Raw genomic sequence first — 19683 nt, 5'->3', positions numbered from 1 at the left:
AACACCACCCGTGTGATAGATTAATCAGAAAAGAGGAATCCTCCGCATCTTTATAGCTATCCATCCTCGTTCGATATTCGACAACGTCTGTGTCATCCAGCTGATACGAATCATTCTATAAAGAAGGAGGCATCAGACTTTCCGACGAAGACTAAGCTTCAAGGGAAGTAACGATACCTCCATCTGATTACCCCCATTATACAATTTCATGGGGATACCTTAAAATTAAGGTTGCCTATATCATACGAGGGAAGTGGGCAGCCGGAGTGGTAGTTATCATCACGATATATTTCAAAATTATGTCTGATGTGACCGCACACCTAATTACCATATTACTAATGAAGACAGGTGGTTTTGCTTGTTTTGTAGTCATATGCACTGCTCGTCTGCATAGAATGGTACAAACGTATCTGTAAAGTGAGAAGAGGTGTGTCATGCGACCGTTTATTTATAGTATATGTATTGTATTAATTTTTGTCTTATTACCACAACCAGAAATAAAAGCAAATGTACAGGTTTCAGCAGAGAGTGCTATCTTAATGGATCAAGAAACAGGAAGAGTGCTATATGAGAAAAATGCGGACAATCCAACACTTATTGCAAGTATCACCAAGATTTTAACCGCTATAATTGCTATAGAATCCGGTAAACTAGATGAATATGTAAAAATATCGGACAACGCAATATCAACTGAAGGATCCTCCATCTATTTAAAGAAAGAGGATAAGATTACATTAAAAGACCTTGTCTACGGTTTAATGTTAAGATCAGGAAATGATGCAGCCGTAGCTATAGGCGAGCATATCGGTGGCAGCCAAGAAGGCTTTGCATACTTAATGAATGAAAAAGCCAGATGGATTGGTATGACAAATAGTCATTTTGACAATCCGCATGGGCTTGACTCTGAAACTCATTTCTCTACAGCCTATGACATGGCACTTTTAACCAAATATGCAATGGAAAACGATATTTTTAGAGAAATTTCCGGTACATCATCATATCAATCTTCCGCCCGTGATTATGCTTGGATAAATAAAAATAAATTGCTTACCCAATTATATAAGTACAGTAACGGTGGAAAAACCGGTTATACACGAGCTGCAGGGAGGACGCTTGTTTCAACAGCTGAAAAAAATGGACAAACATTAATCGTTGTAACTTTAAATGCTCCAAGTGACTGGCAAGATCATATGAATTTATTTGAATGGGGATTTGAAAAATTTCCGTTAAGAAAAATACAAGATGAATCCACAATGAGACTACAAACTGATCAAGAAGATGCCATTACGGCAGAAATCCAAGAATCTATCTACTATCCTTTAGCAGAAAACGAAGTAAATAATATTAGCTATAAAAATTATGTGAGTCGTACACCTTCTGATTTTGATAAGATCGGAAAACGCGTTTTCTATCTTCATGATGAAGCCATTACGGATACATCACTATATCTCTCTTCTATGGAAGAATCGAAAGAACCATCATTCTGGAACACTTTTCTGGAACAATTGAAACGATTGTTCGGTGATAATCTTGATTAATGTGATATGGGCATTAATGGCGATCATTGGAATAGTTTATGCCATGTTTAATGGAACGATGGAACAAGTTAATGAAGCGTTGTTTGAGGGGGCAAGTGATGCTGTTACACTGGTCATTAGTTTATCAAGTGTATTAGTTTTTTGGCTAGGCATGATGAGAGTTGCTGAGCGAGCGGGGATATTAAAAGGTTTTGCAAAATTATTTAGACCGATTGTGAAACGATTATTCCCTGAAATTCCTGATGGTCATCCGGCAATGGGGTATATACTTGCCAACTTTTCAGCCAATTTATTCGGATTAGGGAATGCGGCTACCCCAATGGGTATCAAAGCAATGGAAGAGATGAAGAAAATAAGTAAATCGGATCATGCCAGTAATTCCATGATAACTTTTCTAGTTATTAATACTTCCAGTCTCACACTCGTACCGACCACGGTAATCGGCATTCGTATGGAGTATAGTTCAGCTGCACCAACTGAAATTGTCGCAAGTACGATTTTGGCTACTTTTATTACAACTGTTTCAGCGATAACGATTGATCGTTTGATGCAAAAAACACGTCAAAAATGAAGGTTGCAGTGCAGGTAGAAGGAAAGGAGTCTAAACATGGTTGAATGGTTGACGGTTATAAGTATCTGGTTAGTTCCAGTGACCGTAATGATGATTTTAATTGTGGCCATTATAAGAAAAGTTCCAGCATATGAGGTGTTTGTGGAAGGTGGGAAAGAAGGCTTGAAAATGTCGGTTTCTCTTCTTCCTTTTTTATTAGGAATGTTAGTGGCTATCGCGATTCTAAGGAGCTCAGGAGCTTTAGATGCGTTTATCGGCTTATTACAGCCTATTTTATCAAAGGTTGGAATACCAGCAGATATAGCACCGTTAGCAATATTACGACCCATTTCCGGAACAGCCGCTTTAAGTGTAACAACTGAGATTATCAAAACTTATGGTCCTGATTCCTTTTTAGGAAGACTGGCATCTACCATGCAGGGAAGTACTGATACGACCCTTTATATATTAACAGTCTATTTTGGCGCGGTGGGTATTAAAAAAATGGGTAATGCTTTAAAAGTTGGACTGATTGCGGACTTTATTGGTATAATAGTTTCAGTAATAATTGTGTCGTGGTTATTCTTGTAGTAGCGCTCGTTTTTTAAGCGCTACTGTTTTCATGAGAGGAGATAATTTGCGCGGAGATCTGGCTCCGAGCACTCAGAAACTAGGCGACTTCCCGAAAGCAACTTACGATAAGTCAACATTGGTTCGCTTTTTTTCAGTGATTCCTATATCTCAGTTGCTTCGGTCCAGTAGCTCTTGTTTTAAGCGGACGCTTGCGGTTTTCTGATGTATATGAAATAAAAGACATGGTTAACAATGATAACATAAATCTAGAAAGAAAGAGTGAGCATAATGGAACGACTGCAGAAAGTAATTGCTAAAAGCGGGATCACCTCTAGGAGAAAAGCAGAGAAAATGATCGTTGATGGTCTCGTAGAAGTAAATGGCAAGGTAGTGACTGAACTAGGTACCAAGGTATCGGATCAAGACGAAGTGAAAGTAGAGGGAGTACCAATTGAAAAAGAAAAATTATTATATTTTCTATTCTATAAACCACGTGGTGTGATTACTAGTGTATCTGATGATAAAAACCGGAAGACGGTGGCTGATTATTTTGAGGAATATGAAGAAAGACTTTATCCTGTTGGCAGACTAGATTATGATACTTCAGGATTATTAATCATGACGAATGATGGTGATTTTACCAATCTATTGTTACACCCGAGTCATCAGATTAATAAAGAATATATCGTCAAAACAGAAGGAATTCCATCGAAAGAAAAATTACAATTATTCAAAAAAGGGATTCGCTCTGAAGGAGAAATATTAAAAGCAAAACATGTAAAGGTAATGTCCACTGATTCGAAGAAAAAAACATCTATTGTTAAAATGGTTTTACATCAAGGTAAAAACCGGCAAATAAGAAGAATGTTTGAAGCAATCGGTACGCCTGTGCAGAAACTTAAAAGGGAAAAATTTGGGTTCTTAACGTTAGATAGTTTAAATGCAGGTGAACATCGAGAATTGACACCACAAGAAGTTGCCGAGCTTAAGAAATTGGCTAAGTAATTGTTAAATAACTGTCACAATTTTTGATCATCGTAAATGATACAATGATCGAAGGGAGTGAGATCGATGGAAAAGATTGAACTAGCGAAACAAAAGAAGCAAGTTAAGAAGCGAAATCGCTTTATTTTTCGATCAGCAATATTGGTTGTCCTGTTCGGAGCTTTAGTGTTTGCTATTGTTTCGAATTTAACAGCTGAAGAAGAAGCAGCTGTAGACATAAAGGAACAAGCACCAGATTTTCAATTGGATCGCGTTGCGAATAATGAAGATGAAGTAGAATCCTCACTGCAGCTTTCAGATCTTGAGGGTAAAGGCGTTATGCTTAATTTTTGGGCTACGTATTGTGAACCCTGTGAAAGAGAAATGCCTTATATGGAGGAATTGTATCCGAAATATAAAGAGCAAGGAGTAGAAATTGTTGCTGTTAGCGTGGATGCTACTGAATTAGTGATTGATAAGTTTGTAGATCATTATAATTTATCATTCCCAATTCTTCATGATAAAGATAGCCAAGTGTTGGATGCTTACGGAATACGACCATTACCAACTACTTATTTCATTGATGAAAATGGAGTGGTGGTAGACCGGGTGTTAGGTGAACTTTCACTTGAACGATTAGAAGGCTATTTACAAGAAATTGTACCAAAGGGAACGTGAGGGGTTTCTTATGAACACAATAAAATGTAGTACATGTGGTCATCAGAATAAGGAAGGGACCACTATTTGCGAAAAATGTGGAAAACCGTTAGATAATGACCAGCAAGGTACATTATTGAATATGCGATATGATGGTAGTTCAATTCGTTCCAAAACGAAAAATCGTTCGATAGTAGATAAAATATGGAATTTCTTTTCGTCGGTTAAAGTTGGTGTTACATTAATTGCGATTGCATTAGTTGCATCTGCACTAGGAACGATCTATCCTCAGGAAATGTATATTCCACAAAATGTCGATCCAGCTCTACATTATCGGGATCAATACGGATTATCAGGGCAAATCTATTACCAGTTAGGTTTTCATAACTTATACAACTCCTGGTGGTATATGGTATTGATCGCCTTGATCGGTATTTCTATTTTTATCGTAAGTATCGACAGAGGAGTTCCATTATATAAGGCATTAAAAAATCAAGCTATTAAACGACATCCCAATTTTTTGAAAAGACAGAAACTGTTTGGAGAATATACGGCTTATCAGACAGAAGATAAAACTCGCTTTATTAACAACCTTAAAAAGCATCGGTATAAGATCACAGAGAAAGACGGTCACATACTTGCGGAGAAAGGTAGATTTTCAAGGTGGGGTCCGTATGTAAATCATTTAGGACTTATTATCTTTTTATTAGGAACACTATTTCGTTTCATTCCATTTATGTACGTGGATGATTTTGTCTGGGTCAGAGAAGGCGAGACAGCAGTTATACCTAGTACTAGTCAACAATATTACATAAAAAACGAAGAATTTATTTTTGAAACATATGGAAATGATGACGAAGATGCGATTTTTGAAGAAGCTCTACAAAATACTAGTGGACCGGTACCGAAGCATTTCGAAACGAATGCTATTATATATGAAGATGTATCGAAGGATGTTATTGGGTCGGAGCCAGAATTAAAAGAAGTCAAAAGCGGTGAAATTATTGTAAACGAACCGTTGAAAATAAATGGTTTAGCACTTTATCAAGATAGTTATCAACTCAATGAATTTCAGACGATGTCTTTTAAGTTGCATGAGACAGATGATGAAGCGGAAGAAGCTATTGTAGAGTTTACCGTTGATTTAACTGATCCTGAAAGTGAATATGTATTTGATAATGGCTATCGTATTGAGCTGAATCGTTTTTATCCGGAATATGAATTAAATAACGGGGAGCCAAGGTCCGTATCTAATTATCCTCGAAACCCAGGATTTGTCTTCTTTGTGTATGGGCCTGATATAGAGGAGCGTGAAGCAAGTTTCTTAGCGATTGGTCAGAATATCCCTTCAGGTGATAATCAGTATAAGCTAAGTTTAACAGATTTTGGTGTGCGCGATGTCAGTGGTTTAAAGGTTAGGAAAGATTTAACACTTCCTATTATAGGCTTAGGCGCATTTATTTTCATGATTGGTGTTGTACAAGGGATGTATTGGCAGCATCGACGAATTTGGATTCATCAAGCTACGGATAGAATGTATATAGCTTGTCATACGAACAAAAATTGGTATGGATTAACTAAAGAATTTGAAAAACTAATCGACGGGACATCTTTTACAATGGTTCGTGACCAAGAAAAAAAGAATGATGTGTAATTCATTACCGTTTGAGGTGATGCAAGGAGGAGAAAGTGTATGGATTTACTAACTTTGAGTGGAGGTCTTTTGTATACTGCTTTTGTGATTTACTTAATAGCAGTCATCTTTTTTGCTGCAACCATTAGGGACAAGCAACACGAAAAAAAGTTCACACTCATGAACAAATTAGCGATTGGTACTACTATACTTGGGTTCATCGCACAAGTTGGATACTTTTTTACAAGATGGATGGCAAGTGGACATGCACCGGTTAGTAACATGTTTGAATTTGTTACTTTCTTCGGTATGATGCTGGTATTAGCGTTTATCATTTTATACTTTATCTATCGTATAGAGTTATTAGGGTTATTTGCTTTACCTGTAGCACTCTTAATTATCGGATATGCAAGTATGTACCCAAAAGAAATTTCACCTTTAGTTCCTTCCTTGAAAAGTCATTGGTTGTATATTCACGTTACAACAGTTGCTTTAGGTGAAGCGATTCTAGCGGTAAGTTTTGTAGCAGGTATTATCTATTTAATCCGTCAAATTAATCAATCTCGAACTACTGCCAAAACTACTTGGTTAGAAATCATTATGTATTCTATTTGTGCAACATTAGGATTTGTGATTATTACGACGATTTTTTCATCAATGGATTATAAGGCAACATTTTCTTATGTGATTGATGAAGAAGAAATGACATTAGATTATCAGCTGCCAGCATTGTTCGGTCCAGAAAATGGTGAATTAACATCAGAAGGTAAGATGGAGGCTGTTTTTACTGCACCAGGATGGCTGCACGGTGCAGAAGCGCCTCGTAAATTGAATACATTAGTCTGGTCTTTAACTGTTGGTTTGTTATTATATTTGATTGCGAGAGTTATATTGAGAAAAAGAGTAGCTGCTGCAATCCAACCATTGCTAAAAAAGGCAAACCCGGAATTATTGGACGAGGTCTGTTACCGAGCAGTTGCTATTGGATTTCCAGTATTTACTCTAGGTGGTTTGATATTTGCGGCCATTTGGGCACAAGAAGCGTGGAATAGATATTGGGGCTGGGACCCTAAAGAGGTATGGGCACTCGTTACTTTCTTTTTCTATGCTATTTTCTTACACCTTCGTTTATCGCGAGGGTGGCATGGTGAGAAATCAGCTTGGTTAGCTGTTATAGGGTTTGCGATTATTATGTTCAATTTAATCGTTGTTAATCTAGTGTTAGCCGGTTTACATTCTTACGCGTAAATCTTTAGACAGAAAGTACAAGTGCTATTTGTCTCTTGTGCTTTTTGCCTATATACTAGTAAGAGATAGGGGGGAGAAGGATGGAGCAGGAATCGAAAAAAATTCTTGTTGTCGATGATGAAGATAGAATTCGCCGTCTATTAAAAATGTATTTAGAGCGCGAAGGTTTTGAGATTGATGAAGCGGAAGACGGAGAGCAAGGCTTGAAGTTAGCTTTGACGGAAGAGTATGAAGTCATTTTACTTGATTTAATGATGCCTGGAAAAGATGGTTTAGAGGTATGTAAAGAACTGAGAACACAAAAGACGACACCTGTTATTATGCTTACTGCTAAAGGGGAAGAGTTGAGTCGAATTCATGGTTTTGAAGCCGGTACTGATGATTACATCGTGAAACCGTTTAGTCCACGTGAAGTTGTATTAAGGGTTAAGGCATTATTAAGAAGATCAACAAGTTCTAATACGATACATACAGCAAACCGGTCGAAAGACTTGATTGAATTTCCACATCTATTAATTGATAATGATGCACATCGTGTTTTAGCAGATGATAAGGAAGTTAATTTAACACCAAAAGAGTACGAATTGCTGTTATTTCTAGCCAAATCTCCGGACAAAGTTTTTGAACGGGAAGAATTATTGAAAGAAGTATGGAAATATGAGTTTTTTGGTGATTTGCGAACAGTAGACACACATGTGAAACGATTGAGAGAAAAGCTAAGTAAAGTATCAACAGATGCTGCGAAAATGATTGTAACAGTATGGGGCGTCGGTTATAAATTTGAAGTAACACATAACTCATAGAAGAATATGGGTGTTTAATGGTGTATTGCTTAAAAGGGAATCTGGTGTGAATCCAGAACTGTCCTCGCAACTGTAAGTGTAACGAAATAGCCTATGTCACTGTACGGTAAATTTACGTATGGGAAGACGCTAGAGTAGAATAATACACAAAGTCAGGAGACCTGCCATTAAACATTTATTCATGCTTCGAGGATTAAGCATGTCGAGTGTAGAATCAACTTTTACATACATGAACATCGCTTTTATCCTCAACATTACTAATTGAGGAGAATGGAGATTATGAAACAAATTAAACGATTATTTATTATAACTATTTTAGCAACTGTAATGACTGCTTGTGGAAATACATCAACAACAGATGAGGAAGTATCTATTTCATTAACGATTACAGATCAAACAACAAACACTACGATCAGTGAGGATGATTTCACTGTTCAAGCAGGAACAAGCTTGCAAACTGTCCTAGAAGAAAATTATGACGTGGAAGTAACGGACGAAGGTTTTCTTACGGCCATTGAAGGGCACCAACAAAATACTGATGAAAACACCTTCTGGACATATGAAGCAAACGGAGAAATGGTAAACGAAGGGATTGCTGATTATCAAGTAGAGGATGAAGATCATATTACCTTTGATCTTCAAGTAATCGAGTGATACGTTGAATACCTATAAACTTACACTTATATCATTATTAGCAGCTGTTTGTGTTATAGGCAGAATCACTTTTCAATTTCTACCCAATATCCAACCTGTGACTGCCATTGTCATCATTACTGGTGCAATGGTAGGTGCATTACCAGCAATATGTATCGCGATCATCTCAACGTACATTACGAATCTTTTTTTAGGTATGGGAATTTGGACTATTTGGCAAATGATTGCATGGGCAATAATAGGACTATTAGCTGGCGTTATCGGACAATATAACAGGAAAAATGCCATGATACTATTAACTATTTTTGCGTTTTTTGCAGCATTTATTTACGGATTGATCGTTAACTTAGGAACATTTACGTATGCTGGCAATTTTGTCGCTTACTACTTGGCAGGTATATCCTTTGATATCGCTCATGCTGTAGGAAATGTGATTTTTACGATCCTCTTATATCCGGTATTAGCGAGATTATTTCAGTATACTAATCATAGATTTTAACAAATTTACTACCACAGTATGGATTACTGTGGTATTTTAGTTCTGTATACTTAATTTGAATTTAATTGTAACTTTTCGCTGTAATTTTCGACAAATAGAATAAGGTGAGGGGGTCTCGATGTGAAGGCCACTTTTGAGGAACTATATGACAAATATCATCAGGATTTATTTCAATATATATTTTATATGGTAAAAGATAAACAACAAACCGAAGATATTGTTCAAGAAGTTTATATCAAGGTCTTACGTTCATATCAACATTTTAAAGGAGAAAGTTCGGAAAAAACATGGCTCTTTTCGATTGCCAGACATGTTACTTTTGACTATTTTCGCAAATTAAAGAAAAAACGAAATAAATTTTTAGAATTCTTTAACTGGGGAGAAGAAGGAGAGCAACTTCAGTCGGATCAGCAGGCGCCGGAAGAATACGTGTTGTTAGATGACCAAATGAAACAGATTTATACCTGTATGGAACATTGTAGCTATGATCAAAAACAAGTAATTATATTACGTTTTATCCAAGACTTTAATATAAAAGAGACGGCAGAAATATTAGATTGGACTACCAGTAAAGTAAAGACTACTCAGCATCGTGCGCTTAAAGTCCTGCAACAATGTATGATGACCTCGTTGAGAGAGGAGGAAGGCGATCATGAAGAATCATAAGTCAAATGATGAACAGTTAAAAGAACAGCTACGAAAATTACCAAAAATAGAAGATAAGCGTACTAAGGAAGAGGTTTTTCAGCAAATTGAAGCACAAATGAAGCAAGATAAACCATCTTCTCAGAAGAAGCGGTCATTTATATGGGTTCCGGTGCTTGCTACTGTTTGTGCAGCATTGTTAATTTTCGTCATTATACAGGGACAAGATTTTTCAAGGAGTTATGATCAATCAACTTCTGAAATGGCTGATGATTCAGACATGGATACTTTTGATAATGCTGATGATGAAGCATCAACAGCAGAAGAGTCTCGAGAAGCAGACATTTTTAATAAAGCGGAAATGCAGGACAATATAAAGGAAGAATATCGTTATTTACTTGACATGGAAGATACACAAGGTGCTAGCCATATGGCGTTTTTGACAGAACAAGGCCAACACATCATACCGATTACGATTTTGCAAAGTAACTTTTCTTATAATCAAATTAACGAATATATCGATTTAGAAGAAAACGACTTGTATGATATCGGAATACGAGAGATACAATTTCAGAGAGAGAATCAAAAAGTAATTGCAACATTTACAGATTCCTTTGAATTGCAACCTAGTGGAAATAATTACAGCAATTTCGAAAAAGTGTTAGCGTATATGTTTCGACCGTTAGGGATGAAGGAAATCCAATTCGAGAATCACCATCCTATCTTAAACGAAGGAGATATTAGTAATAACCTTGTTCCTCTAAGTCCTATCGAGCAAGTACCTTATAAAATATATCAAAGTAATAATGGGGCAGAATGGTTGGCTGCCAAAACCGATGGAATATTCAAGACATTAACTGCAGCGTTAGAAGAAATGAAAATAGCGGAACCAGCATTCAATGTTCAGCCTTCTATACCGGAAGATACTGTTATTGAGACCGAGGATCAGCCGGGTGGCCAGGTATTTGTTTCCTTATCCTCTGCTCAAATTGGGGACAATCAAATTACCGTTCAAATGATTGAAGCAATCTTAGCTACTGCATTCACTTATGGATATCAGGAAGTCATCTTTAGTATAGGAATCGATCAAATTGGTAAGTATGATTTATCCGAACCAATTCAAACTACCGATCAAATTAACATTATTCAATAAATGGTCGCAAAAAAAACAAAGAATAGGGCTATAACAATCCCTATTCTTTGTGATATATTTTTACTGATTCGGTTGGACAGCTCTCATGCGCATCTAGAAGGTCTTCTTCTGTATCTGAAGGCACTGCTGTTTCCCCTTTATTGTTATCGAGTTTGCTGTATGCAACACCTTCGTCGTCATAATCGAATAAATCAGGTGCAGTTGCACCACATACTCCACACGCAATACACGTTTCTTTCTCTATCCACGTATAATATGGCATCAATTGCCACTTCCTTTACTATCTTATATTCTAGTTATTAGATTATCAAATACTTTTGTAAGTTACAATGATGTTGTATTCAAATCTCACAATAATTGTTAAAATATAGATAGCTTAGATTGAGGTGTTCACATGTTTGAATGTATTTTATTAGATAGTATATTAAAGCTAAATGGTGAACGAACAGTATATAATATATATCACTTGTTAACAGCGAAGAAATCGACTCAAACGATACAAGATAGCAATTTATTTGGTTTAACCAATTATTTCGGAATATATAATTCTTTGACCAGACAAGCTTTTAATCAGGAAATCCAACGCCTAGAATATCATCAGCTTATTACGGTTAACCCCGATCAACAAACTGTACATATTAGTGAAAGGGGAAAGATGTATTATAAAAAACTAAGGGAAGAACAAGCGGATTATTTTCATCTGAACGGTGAGAAATTTCATCAAAAAGCGGATCGTTTTTCTAAAAATCTATTACTTTTTATTCAAACATTGACACATATTCATCGGAAAAATCCACGTTTTATACCGATTATTGAGGATGTTGAAAGCCAGCAATTTGTAAAAAAAGTATGGAACAAACAACACGAACTAGGTACTGCTACCATATTGAAATATCTCTATCAAGATTTAACCATGATCTTAGAGAATTTTCCAGATGATCATGCAGCAGCTTTTGTTGATAGTTTAACCTCACTTAAAAAAGTTGGCCTTAGCAGGTACCAAATTGCAAAGAAATATTATATTACCACTCACGATGTTTATTTATCTTTCATGAACATTATTCATGCTATCTGTAAAGCAATCGAAACGGAAGATAACTTTAGGTTTCTTCCTCAATTATATCCTGTTCATCAAACGAATAAGTTGTTAAGTGATTCAACAAATCAGACATTCTATTATTTGAAGCAGGGGCTATCAATTGATGAAATTGCTAATGTTCGTAATTTGAAAGAAAATACGATAAAAGATCACATTGTTGAAATTGCCTATATCTACCAAGAATTGAATTGGCCTGCCTATATTACGGAACAAGATTATCGATTAATTAGAGAAATTTTAAAAAAGCTTGAATCCAAAAAGTTGAAGGATATTAAAAGTCTATTACCAGATTCAATTAGCTATTTCCAAATTAAACTGGTAATAGCTTTAGAAGGACGAAATAATGTGGAGGAGAATCAATATGTCTGAATTACAACTAGAACAGAATTTACAAGCCCATTTCGGTTTTTCGACTTTCCGTACTGGCCAAAAAGAAATTATAGAAGCTGTTCTGAAGAAACAGAACGTCTTTGCGGTCCTTCCAACTGGAACAGGGAAATCTATTTGTTATCAGTTACCAGCTATGATGTCATCAGGAATTGTCATTGTTGCTTCACCTCTACTCTCCTTAATGACGGATCAAGTTAAGCAGTTGAAGGCTACTGGGTTTAAAAAGGTAGCTGCATTAAACAGTATGCTTTCCTATCAAGAAAGAGAAACACTTATACAACAAATCGATTCTTACCAATTACTATACTTATCACCGGAAATGCTACAGAGTAAACGGATTTTAACGAGAATAAAGTCTTTGAAGATTAGTTTGTTTGTAATAGATGAGGCGCATTGTATTTCTCAATGGGGCCATGAGTTTCGACCAGATTATCTTAGAATTAAACAAGCACACCAGTTATTAAATAAGCCACCATTATTAGCACTGACTGCAACGGCAACACCAGATGTCCAACAAGATATTTTGGAGGCATTACAAATACCGAATGTCAAAAAATTTATCTATCCAATGGATAAACCGAATATCTCCTTTGTAGTGGAACAGGTGGATCAGGTGAAAGAAAAAGAAGAGAAAATTGCGAAGATTATCCGGAATTATAGGGTTCCTACTTTAATTTATTTTTCTAGTAGAGAAGAGGCTGCTAGGGTTGCGTCGATATTGCAAGGAAAAGAACATGATCGAAATATCGCATATTATCATGGTGGTTTAGATAATCAGGACCGATTATTGATCCAACAACAATTTATGAACAAGCAATTGGATGTTATTTGTTGTACAAATGCTTTTGGCATGGGCATTAATAAAAAAGATATTCAATTAGTGATTCATTATCATTTTCCATCCCAAATCGAATCATTTATACAGGAAATAGGCAGAGCAGGAAGAAATGGACAGGAAGCTGTTAGTGTAACTCTTTTTCATGAGTATGATCACATCATTCCACAACGGTTACTTGATACAGAATTACCTGACATTGGCGTTGTTAAGCAAATGTTAAAACTAATTTATCATAATGATGTATCATTGAATGATTTAAAAGAGGAATTTATGTTGAATGTAAATGGGATGGAGCCTCATTGGAGGTTTTTTCGTTACCAATTAGAAAAACTGAATATTTTAGAACATGAACAATTTAATATAACCGCTCTACCATTTCATAATGCCTTAATGATATTGCAGGAAACAATAGAAAAACGCTATCGATACAAGTATAATAAATTAAACGAAATGTTACAATGGCTTCATACGACAGGTTGTAGGAGAAATAAACTCTTTTCACATTTTCAGGATCATATCCAAAAACCAACGAATATGTGTTGTGATTATTGTGATTTTCGATGGGAAAACTGGCATCCAGCAATTGAACAGAGTAATAGTAGTACACAAGATTGGCAAACCAATTTAAAAGAAATATTATATCAAGGAGACTAATATGCAAAGAAGCCAAGCAGAACTTATCAGGCTACTGTCAAGTAAACAATTAAAACAACAAATATGGCTCTCTCAGCTACTTCTGGGACTGATCGCGGTCGTTTTAGCTTCCTTTTTATTTAATGACTGGCAAGATATAGTTGCTTTAGTTTATTGGAACTTCTCCGATTGGATTATATTTGGTGTTTTCTCTGCTCTTATGATCATCTCATTGGATTTCCTATTAATGAAAATATTTCAAAAAAACTGGTGGGATGATGGAGGGATCAATCAAAAAATATTTCAAGAAGGCTCTTATATAGGCATTATCTTGTTATGTTTCTTTATTGCTTCTGTTGAAGAATTCCTGTTTAGAGGTGTGATCCAGACTAATTTTGGCATACTTATTGCAAGTATTCTTTTTGCGGTTGTTCATATTAGGTATTTATCAAAAGTAGTCCTTTTTATTGCGATTATTGTCTTGAGTTTTTGGATAGGTTTGGTTTATTATTGGACAAGCAATTTGAGTGTGGTAATTACACTGCATTTTCTTGTGGATGTTATATTGGCTTTGTTAATTAGGTCGGGGAGGTTTCGTCATGCATCATGAACAAAGAGATGACCAGGCAACATCGTTAAGAAATCAAGTTGAACAGCAACAAGTGAAATACGATGCCTCTTCATTGCCACCTAGGAGTGAAGTGCATCAAACGAGAAAAGCGAAGGCAAAATGGAAAATATCTTTTCCATTTATTCGGTTTATTTTACTATTGTTTATTGTGATCATCCTCTTAGTATTAACCGTCAAATTTTGGGGAGAAGAATATTTATCATCAGCAGAATCCGAGGAAGAAGATCACTTTGCTGAGCAGGTATTTATTAAATTGAATTCCTCTGAGGAAGTAAATGGCTCGGATATGATTATTCATGAAGTAGATCGAATGGATACGTTATTTTCGATTTCTGAAAAATATTACGGTAATACGAACTTTGTAAATCAAATTAAGGAGGCCAATCAATTAGAAAATGATACTTTAATTGTTGGTGAAGAAATTGTTATTCCAAATGTTGAAGAAAATTGAAAATTATTTACCCCCGTTAGATGTGAGCATGACGGGGGTGTTGTGTTAGTACGGCTATTAAAATACTTTTTTGCGATCGCGTTCTTCTTTTAATATTTCCACTGCTTCATGGAATCGTTGGGAGTGGACAATTTCTCTCTCTCGCAAAAATTTTAATGAATCATTTATAAACGGATCATCAGATATATCGATAATCCATTGGTATGTTGCTCGGGCTTTTTCTTCTGCAGCAATATCCTCATACAAATCGGCTATCGGATCTCCTTTTGTCTTATCAGACATAAATTAGACACGCCAAGTTATATCAAGGTTTTCGTCAGTTAATATTATTGAATCAATTAATTGAGCAATAGCAGTTTTAGCGATTTTACGATCTATATTCTTAATATCCGGGAGGAGTGTAGAGGCTTTTTCTTGAACTGATTTTGAAGCATTGATTTCTTCTAAGGATTCAAGTTGCTTTCTTAATAGAACCCTTTGCTCTTTAACATGATCGGATGAGTTTTTTAAGTCTTCATCTTCAATCAAGCCTTTACCGTGAGCTTCAATTTGACGCATCATTTGCATATCAAGTGATTTCAAAGCTTTTTTAATTTCATTTACTTCGTTTTGCTCATTGGAAGAAGATACTTTTAATTTTAGTTCCTCTGGGGAGGATTCAGTAAGTTTTTCAACTTGTTTAATAATTTCATTTTCCAGTTGATCACGATGCGCAAAATGATGTTTGCATCCATACTTAGTTACATAAGAGGAGCAAATATAACGGAAATATTCATATTGTTTATCTCCTCGATTATGACGAGCACTGCTACCTTTCATTGTGCTACCGCAATGACCACATTTCAATACTCCAGTGAGCAAATATGTTTCATTTTCATGTTGTTTATTATTAATTCTTGAATCAAGTATGGTTTGTAGATTCTCAAATCTTTCGGGAGAGATAATAGCGGGATGGTTGTTTTCTTTTATGATCCATTCTTCTTTCGGTCTTATAACATATTTATCTCCCACTTTTTTTCGCTTGTTAGTAACTCTGGTTCCAGTTATAGTCTCTGTTCTCATCAGCCTCCTCACAGCAGTTGAATCCCATTCCTTTCCTCGTTTTGTTGTTATGTTCATACTATTTAACCAACTAGCTATTGATCGATTGCCATTCCCATTTTCAATCATTTCAACCATTTTCCGTACATACTTGGCTTCTTTCTTATTGATCTTATATCGTCTATTCACAATGTCATAGCCAAAGCACGGACCTGATAAAGCCACATCAGAAGTTAGTGCAAGTGAAGTCATATTATCCTTTACACGTTCACTTGTCCTTTCTCGTTCAAATTCCGCGAACACTCCAAGTAAATGAAGAACCATTCTTCCAGCAGCGGTAGATGTATCAAAGTTTTCAGTTGCTGAAACATAACTGCAATCGTTGGTTTCCATAAAATTTATTACTTGGAGCAGTTCAAGTAAGTTACGACTTAAGCGATCAAGTTTAGTAGTCATTACTGTATCTATCTTTTGGTTTTCAATATCTTTTATAAGTTTTTGTAATTGTGGCCGCTTTAAACTACCAGCAGAATATCCATCATCCATATAATAAATTGGTTTCTCCCAACCCATTACTTTGGCATAAGCCTCAAGTCTTTCTTTTTGTTCTGCTAAAGAATGCCCATGATCAACCTGTTCATTAGTGCTTACACGTAAATATGCAGCGATTTTCATTTTAACACCTTCTTTAATAATAGAATGCACGTTCTGTTTAAGAGTGTGAAACTTACTAAACAGAACCTTCGAACCACTCAATAACTCCGAGAGGATCAAGAGAAATAGCGTATCTTTCGTAATGCACAAAGTCGCCGTATTTTTCTTTATATCTTATAAGAGCTTCATCTAAGAAACTTTCAGTGACGCCTAAAAAGTCTGCTAACTCATATTTGTTTCTAATATATTCTTTATGAGCTTCTACAATTCTGTGTAAAGGAACTATACGTTCATACGCCCAAGATCGAGCCAGTTTTTCTTGTTTTCTATTTTTTGGTTTTGTTTGGTCTAATATATTGCCAACTGTTTTGTAGTGATGCCCGATTTCTTCTGCTAGTACGCAATATTTATCGGTGTATGTAGGTAAATACTTATTAAGCCATATTACGCTATCACTATACAACCCGGCACTTTTCATTTCCTTTTCATATACTTCAATATCCTTATTACGACATTCCTCCAATAAAGTATCATATAAATACATGGCTAATCCCCTTTCTTTTTGTTGCGGGCTTCTCGTCGCATAGCCACGAAACGTTTAAATTCCTCTATCTCCTCTAATTCTTCCTCAGTCCAATCTTCTCCTTCATGGTGAGCAGCTAAAGTTTCTGGTTCATCAAGTCTTTTCTTATTTGTACGTCCTAGTAGATAGTCAACTGAAACATTGAAATAGTCTGCAACTTTTTGGATCTTATCTAGTCCAGGTGTTCTGGACTTCCATTGGTAAATAGTATTATTAGGAAAATCCAGCCTTTCTTCGAGTATCTTCACACTAATGCTATGTTCTTTGCAAAGTTTTTTTATACGCTCCAACGTAGTCATATCAACCATCCTTAAAGCAGAACACAATAAGCTAACGAAAATATTAGTTTTTATGTTGACAACTAACATATGAGTTAGTATACTGTGTTCATAAGCTAATTTGTTAGCTAAAAAGAGTACAAAAAATACGACCTATTAAAATACACATTTTGACGTTGGGGAACGGATAAATGTATTGTTCACAGGCTTTTAGTAGTCTTATTTAGCTATGGATATATACTAACAAATATGTTAGTAAACGTCAATGTATTTTTGGAAATTTTAGCTAACATTTTAGCTTATATCCTAAAAGTAAGGAGGTAAAGGTATGTCAGAAGACTTGGGGGCACTAGTGAGATCAGAACTTTTTAAACGCAAAATGAGTCAAACTCAATTAGCTAAAATGCTCGGCATATCAAATGCTTATTTATCTGACATCATCAACGGTCGTAAAGATGGTCCGAAAGCACAGGAGCATGTGAAACATATTAGGAAGATTTTAAATGTTTAATGCTTCATCTTATCAATGTTAATGGTTAGTCCTACGGTTAATATTGCATACCTTTTAATCAGGAGGTGTCAGCATGAAAAAAGAAACAAAGTACACCGTAAGACACTTTAAATTACTCGACGGAAAAAAAGTCGAATTTAATCCCAGTGAAAACAGAGAGCTAGCAAACAGATGTAAATTAGCACTTGCCCATATGGTAACAGGGAAAGAGCATGTACTGGTTAACAAATCGTAAAAAAAGGAGCGTGAAATCTAAATGTCAAACAAATGGCAAGAAAAAGCGGATGAAACTAGAAATTTACTCAAGCGATCAGATGGGTGGGTAATTAAAAATTATTCTGACTTGCCTGATGAAGTGAAAGAGGTGCTTGCAGCTGGTAAAAATGCAATGAGAGATAGCATAGATACTTATGAAAGATATGCCAGATGGGACGCTGAAAAAGCCGAATAGGCTTTCTCTTTTTACCAAACATGCGGAAATTGTTGAACGATTTTAGTCATAAAACAGGAAGGAGTGAATAGCGAAATGCGAATTGGCTACATGGTCGATCTAATCCATCGTTTTAACAACATCAAGCGCAACAGTATTAATCAGGTAGAAAAGATTGATGCACTCAATAGATTAATAGCAGATATGGAAGAAGCGTTCGAGATTCCGGTTGATGACTCTTATGCCATGAAGGAATTCAAAAAGAATAACGAATTCTTATTCAATCTGTATGTCGAAGCAAAAGATGAGAGGGAGGTTTCAATAGATGCAGTGGGTGTTTATTAGTTTTATTGTTGCAGCGTTAATCGGGTGTTTAATTAATATCAGCTTAGGCAAAGCAGTTGATCAGATTACGGACATGGAAGAGTTAGATAGGGGTGAGTAACAATGCCATTCAGTGATCATTTTCGAGAATCGGACAAGCAGCAAGCATTACATTATCGCAAAGAAATTTTCGACAACAAAGAACTATCTAGCGAATTAATCAATCAAGGTGAATTCGATAAAGCAGAAATGCAATTGATGCATGCATTAAGATTATTGGCTGAGGTTAGAATTTTGAAACGTAGAAAGATTACCGATCAGGAATTGCAATTGTCTGATAAAGCCATGAAGACCAGGTATAACTGGTAGCTTGAAAGGAGGTTAGAAATTTGGATAGAAAAACGCTTGAATATATGCAAAAACGTGTAGGTGAAGCTAATGAAATTATTGAAAAGATCAAACATTTGAACCATGCAGTTAAAGAAAGTCAAGATCAATTCTCACAATTAGAGATTCATAGCCACAACGGCAATGTTTTCACACGCAATAAAAGAGTTGTTGATGAAGTTTTAGAAGTAACTAGGTCAGTTATTGAAAAAGAAATCAAACGTCTTGAGGAAGAATTAGCAAAACTTTAAAGGAGGTGAAAGAGTTGACGGAACATCCAACAGTATATCAAATCAATAAAACTGGTCATCCAGAAAAAGAACCGGATATTTACGGTACTGACTTCTTTGGGAATGAAGTTTATTACGGTGATGAAATCTACATTCATGATGAAGAGTTTTGGCTTGTAGAAGATTTGGATCCAAGTGAAATAGCATTGCTAGAACACTTCGGTGCTACAAAAGTTATTGCTAATTTTGAAACAAAAGAAAAATGA

27 protein-coding genes, 1 pseudogene and 1 riboswitch are annotated in these 19683 nt (G+C 35.7%); of the genes and pseudogenes, 23 read left to right on the top strand and 5 right to left on the bottom strand.

Annotation, left to right across the window (positions count from 1 at the left end; translation table 11 throughout):
• The first annotated feature begins 434 nt into the window (after nucleotides 1-434).
• The 12 genes from D569_RS0121545 (at nucleotide 435) to D569_RS0121490 (ending at nucleotide 10937) form a co-directional block, all read left to right on the top strand.
• Nucleotides 435-1538 (top strand): D-alanyl-D-alanine carboxypeptidase family protein, encoded by a 1104-nt coding sequence (locus D569_RS0121545; RefSeq protein ID WP_018934517.1) that lies wholly within the window; start codon nucleotides 435-437, stop codon nucleotides 1536-1538.
• Nucleotides 1531-2109, top strand: coding sequence for a nucleoside recognition domain-containing protein (locus D569_RS0121540; protein ID WP_018934516.1), 579 nt, complete (start codon nucleotides 1531-1533; stop codon nucleotides 2107-2109). Before D569_RS0121545 ends, D569_RS0121540 begins: the two co-directional genes overlap by 8 nt.
• Nucleotides 2110-2145: 36 nt before the next feature.
• A complete protein-coding gene (locus tag D569_RS0121535) occupies nucleotides 2146-2679 on the top strand; it encodes a spore maturation protein (RefSeq protein ID WP_018934515.1) in 534 nt (177 codons plus the stop codon).
• Between the two features lie 270 nt (nucleotides 2680-2949).
• The gene (locus D569_RS0121530; RefSeq protein ID WP_018934514.1) at nucleotides 2950-3666 is read left to right on the top strand and encodes a pseudouridine synthase; all 717 of its coding nucleotides are present in this window, start codon (nucleotides 2950-2952) and stop codon (nucleotides 3664-3666) included.
• Nucleotides 3667-3732: 66 nt separating this feature from the next.
• Nucleotides 3733-4323, top strand: coding sequence for a thiol-disulfide oxidoreductase ResA (resA, locus tag D569_RS0121525; protein ID WP_018934513.1), 591 nt, complete (start codon nucleotides 3733-3735; stop codon nucleotides 4321-4323).
• A gap of 10 nt (nucleotides 4324-4333) precedes the next feature.
• Nucleotides 4334-5956, top strand: a complete 1623-nt coding sequence (locus D569_RS0121520) for a cytochrome c biogenesis protein (RefSeq protein ID WP_018934512.1) — start codon at nucleotides 4334-4336, stop codon at nucleotides 5954-5956.
• A 39-nt stretch (nucleotides 5957-5995) separates the two neighbouring features.
• The gene (gene ccsB, locus D569_RS0121515) at nucleotides 5996-7183 is read left to right on the top strand and encodes a c-type cytochrome biogenesis protein CcsB (RefSeq protein ID WP_018934511.1); all 1188 of its coding nucleotides are present in this window, start codon (nucleotides 5996-5998) and stop codon (nucleotides 7181-7183) included.
• Nucleotides 7184-7263: 80 nt separating this feature from the next.
• Entirely contained in the window at nucleotides 7264-7986 is a 723-nt protein-coding gene (locus D569_RS0121510; protein ID WP_018934510.1) for a response regulator transcription factor, read from the top strand.
• 1 nt (nucleotide 7987) lies between these two features.
• Nucleotides 7988-8169: riboswitch (cobalamin riboswitch) on the top strand.
• Nucleotides 8170-8265: 96 nt separating this feature from the next.
• Complete coding sequence (locus D569_RS23765; RefSeq protein ID WP_018934509.1) at nucleotides 8266-8640, top strand: DUF4430 domain-containing protein; 375 nt, start codon at nucleotides 8266-8268, stop codon at nucleotides 8638-8640.
• 4 nt (nucleotides 8641-8644) lie between these two features.
• The gene (locus tag D569_RS0121500; RefSeq protein ID WP_018934508.1) at nucleotides 8645-9139 is read left to right on the top strand and encodes an ECF transporter S component; all 495 of its coding nucleotides are present in this window, start codon (nucleotides 8645-8647) and stop codon (nucleotides 9137-9139) included.
• A gap of 120 nt (nucleotides 9140-9259) precedes the next feature.
• A complete protein-coding gene (locus D569_RS0121495) occupies nucleotides 9260-9805 on the top strand; it encodes an RNA polymerase sigma factor SigX (RefSeq protein WP_018934507.1) in 546 nt (181 codons plus the stop codon).
• Nucleotides 9792-10937, top strand: coding sequence for a GerMN domain-containing protein (locus D569_RS0121490; protein WP_018934506.1), 1146 nt, complete (start codon nucleotides 9792-9794; stop codon nucleotides 10935-10937). Before D569_RS0121495 ends, D569_RS0121490 begins: the two co-directional genes overlap by 14 nt.
• 40 nt (nucleotides 10938-10977) lie before the next feature.
• Here D569_RS0121490 and D569_RS0121485 read toward each other — a convergent pair whose 3' ends face one another.
• On the bottom strand, nucleotides 10978-11199 hold the full coding sequence (locus D569_RS0121485) for a ferredoxin (protein WP_018934505.1): 222 nt from the start codon (nucleotides 11197-11199) through the stop codon (nucleotides 10978-10980).
• A 132-nt stretch (nucleotides 11200-11331) separates the two neighbouring features.
• Between D569_RS0121485 and D569_RS0121480 the strand changes: the two genes are divergently transcribed.
• The 4 genes from D569_RS0121480 to D569_RS0121465 are packed head-to-tail and all read left to right on the top strand — an operon-like array spanning nucleotide 11332 to nucleotide 14979.
• On the top strand, nucleotides 11332-12405 hold the full coding sequence (locus tag D569_RS0121480; protein ID WP_018934504.1) for a YpbB family protein: 1074 nt from the start codon (nucleotides 11332-11334) through the stop codon (nucleotides 12403-12405).
• The gene (locus tag D569_RS0121475; protein WP_018934503.1) at nucleotides 12398-13918 is read left to right on the top strand and encodes a RecQ family ATP-dependent DNA helicase; all 1521 of its coding nucleotides are present in this window, start codon (nucleotides 12398-12400) and stop codon (nucleotides 13916-13918) included. Before D569_RS0121480 ends, D569_RS0121475 begins: the two co-directional genes overlap by 8 nt.
• A 1-nt stretch (nucleotide 13919) precedes the next feature.
• Nucleotides 13920-14507 carry a CPBP family intramembrane glutamic endopeptidase gene (locus D569_RS0121470; protein WP_018934502.1) on the top strand — a complete coding sequence of 196 codons (588 nt, stop codon included), beginning with the start codon at nucleotides 13920-13922 and terminating at the stop codon, nucleotides 14505-14507.
• The gene (locus tag D569_RS0121465) at nucleotides 14497-14979 is read left to right on the top strand and encodes a LysM peptidoglycan-binding domain-containing protein (RefSeq protein WP_018934501.1); all 483 of its coding nucleotides are present in this window, start codon (nucleotides 14497-14499) and stop codon (nucleotides 14977-14979) included. The genes D569_RS0121470 and D569_RS0121465 overlap by 11 nt, the downstream gene beginning before the upstream one ends.
• 57 nt (nucleotides 14980-15036) lie before the next feature.
• On the opposite strand, the pseudogene D569_RS0121460 reads toward D569_RS0121465, so the two are convergent.
• The 4 genes and pseudogenes from D569_RS0121460 to D569_RS0121445 form a co-directional block, all read right to left on the bottom strand.
• Nucleotides 15037-15252, bottom strand: a pseudogene (locus D569_RS0121460) (manganese catalase family protein); the annotation flags it as partial.
• 12 nt (nucleotides 15253-15264) lie between these two features.
• Entirely contained in the window at nucleotides 15265-16695 is a 1431-nt protein-coding gene (locus D569_RS0121455; RefSeq protein WP_018934499.1) for a recombinase family protein, read from the bottom strand.
• A gap of 55 nt (nucleotides 16696-16750) precedes the next feature.
• Complete coding sequence (locus D569_RS0121450; protein ID WP_018934498.1) at nucleotides 16751-17218, bottom strand: ImmA/IrrE family metallo-endopeptidase; 468 nt, start codon at nucleotides 17216-17218, stop codon at nucleotides 16751-16753.
• Between the two features lie 2 nt (nucleotides 17219-17220).
• Nucleotides 17221-17556, bottom strand: a complete 336-nt coding sequence (locus tag D569_RS0121445; protein ID WP_018934497.1) for a helix-turn-helix domain-containing protein — start codon at nucleotides 17554-17556, stop codon at nucleotides 17221-17223.
• 307 nt (nucleotides 17557-17863) lie between these two features.
• Here D569_RS0121445 and D569_RS0121440 point away from each other — a divergent pair, with 307 nt between their 5' ends.
• From D569_RS0121440 to D569_RS0121405, 7 genes are all read left to right on the top strand, one after another.
• Nucleotides 17864-18046 carry a helix-turn-helix domain-containing protein gene (locus D569_RS0121440; RefSeq protein WP_018934496.1) on the top strand — a complete coding sequence of 61 codons (183 nt, stop codon included), beginning with the start codon at nucleotides 17864-17866 and terminating at the stop codon, nucleotides 18044-18046.
• 73 nt (nucleotides 18047-18119) lie between these two features.
• A complete protein-coding gene (locus tag D569_RS24680; protein WP_018934495.1) occupies nucleotides 18120-18281 on the top strand; it encodes a hypothetical protein in 162 nt (53 codons plus the stop codon).
• Nucleotides 18282-18302: 21 nt separating this feature from the next.
• Complete coding sequence (locus D569_RS0121430; protein ID WP_018934494.1) at nucleotides 18303-18497, top strand: hypothetical protein; 195 nt, start codon at nucleotides 18303-18305, stop codon at nucleotides 18495-18497.
• 75 nt (nucleotides 18498-18572) lie between these two features.
• Nucleotides 18573-18821 (top strand): hypothetical protein, encoded by a 249-nt coding sequence (locus D569_RS0121425; RefSeq protein ID WP_018934493.1) that lies wholly within the window; start codon nucleotides 18573-18575, stop codon nucleotides 18819-18821.
• Nucleotides 18822-18923: 102 nt separating this feature from the next.
• Nucleotides 18924-19169 carry a hypothetical protein gene (locus D569_RS0121415; RefSeq protein WP_018934491.1) on the top strand — a complete coding sequence of 82 codons (246 nt, stop codon included), beginning with the start codon at nucleotides 18924-18926 and terminating at the stop codon, nucleotides 19167-19169.
• A 20-nt stretch (nucleotides 19170-19189) separates the two neighbouring features.
• The gene (locus tag D569_RS0121410; protein ID WP_018934461.1) at nucleotides 19190-19438 is read left to right on the top strand and encodes a hypothetical protein; all 249 of its coding nucleotides are present in this window, start codon (nucleotides 19190-19192) and stop codon (nucleotides 19436-19438) included.
• Nucleotides 19439-19452: 14 nt separating this feature from the next.
• Nucleotides 19453-19683, top strand: a complete 231-nt coding sequence (locus tag D569_RS0121405; protein WP_018934460.1) for a hypothetical protein — start codon at nucleotides 19453-19455, stop codon at nucleotides 19681-19683.

The sequence above is a fragment of the Gracilibacillus lacisalsi DSM 19029 genome (assembly GCF_000377765.1).
Classification (GTDB): Bacteria; Bacillota; Bacilli; order Bacillales; family Amphibacillaceae; genus Gracilibacillus; species Gracilibacillus lacisalsi.
Note: the sequence above shows the minus strand (reverse complement) of the source record. Positions and strands in the feature narration are given on the sequence as shown.

Coding starts and splice junctions, on each gene's coding strand:
- D569_RS0121455 (WP_018934499.1), bottom strand. CDS start 16,695: ATGAAAATCGCTGCATATTTACGTGTAAGCACTAATGAACAGGTTGAT.
- D569_RS0121485 (WP_018934505.1), bottom strand. CDS start 11,199: ATGCCATATTATACGTGGATAGAGAAAGAAACGTGTATTGCGTGTGGA.
- D569_RS0121535 (WP_018934515.1), top strand. CDS start 2,146: ATGGTTGAATGGTTGACGGTTATAAGTATCTGGTTAGTTCCAGTGACC.
- ccsB (WP_018934511.1), top strand. CDS start 5,996: ATGGATTTACTAACTTTGAGTGGAGGTCTTTTGTATACTGCTTTTGTG.
- D569_RS0121520 (WP_018934512.1), top strand. CDS start 4,334: ATGAACACAATAAAATGTAGTACATGTGGTCATCAGAATAAGGAAGGG.
- D569_RS0121480 (WP_018934504.1), top strand. CDS start 11,332: ATGTTTGAATGTATTTTATTAGATAGTATATTAAAGCTAAATGGTGAA.
- D569_RS0121545 (WP_018934517.1), top strand. CDS start 435: ATGCGACCGTTTATTTATAGTATATGTATTGTATTAATTTTTGTCTTA.
- D569_RS24680 (WP_018934495.1), top strand. CDS start 18,120: ATGAAAAAAGAAACAAAGTACACCGTAAGACACTTTAAATTACTCGAC.
- D569_RS0121510 (WP_018934510.1), top strand. CDS start 7,264: ATGGAGCAGGAATCGAAAAAAATTCTTGTTGTCGATGATGAAGATAGA.
- D569_RS0121445 (WP_018934497.1), bottom strand. CDS start 17,556: ATGACTACGTTGGAGCGTATAAAAAAACTTTGCAAAGAACATAGCATT.
- D569_RS0121430 (WP_018934494.1), top strand. CDS start 18,303: ATGTCAAACAAATGGCAAGAAAAAGCGGATGAAACTAGAAATTTACTC.
- D569_RS0121465 (WP_018934501.1), top strand. CDS start 14,497: ATGCATCATGAACAAAGAGATGACCAGGCAACATCGTTAAGAAATCAA.
- D569_RS23765 (WP_018934509.1), top strand. CDS start 8,266: ATGAAACAAATTAAACGATTATTTATTATAACTATTTTAGCAACTGTA.
- D569_RS0121475 (WP_018934503.1), top strand. CDS start 12,398: ATGTCTGAATTACAACTAGAACAGAATTTACAAGCCCATTTCGGTTTT.
- D569_RS0121530 (WP_018934514.1), top strand. CDS start 2,950: ATGGAACGACTGCAGAAAGTAATTGCTAAAAGCGGGATCACCTCTAGG.
- D569_RS0121425 (WP_018934493.1), top strand. CDS start 18,573: ATGCGAATTGGCTACATGGTCGATCTAATCCATCGTTTTAACAACATC.
- D569_RS0121415 (WP_018934491.1), top strand. CDS start 18,924: ATGCCATTCAGTGATCATTTTCGAGAATCGGACAAGCAGCAAGCATTA.
- resA (WP_018934513.1), top strand. CDS start 3,733: ATGGAAAAGATTGAACTAGCGAAACAAAAGAAGCAAGTTAAGAAGCGA.
- D569_RS0121490 (WP_018934506.1), top strand. CDS start 9,792: ATGAAGAATCATAAGTCAAATGATGAACAGTTAAAAGAACAGCTACGA.
- D569_RS0121470 (WP_018934502.1), top strand. CDS start 13,920: ATGCAAAGAAGCCAAGCAGAACTTATCAGGCTACTGTCAAGTAAACAA.
- D569_RS0121450 (WP_018934498.1), bottom strand. CDS start 17,218: ATGTATTTATATGATACTTTATTGGAGGAATGTCGTAATAAGGATATT.
- D569_RS0121440 (WP_018934496.1), top strand. CDS start 17,864: ATGTCAGAAGACTTGGGGGCACTAGTGAGATCAGAACTTTTTAAACGC.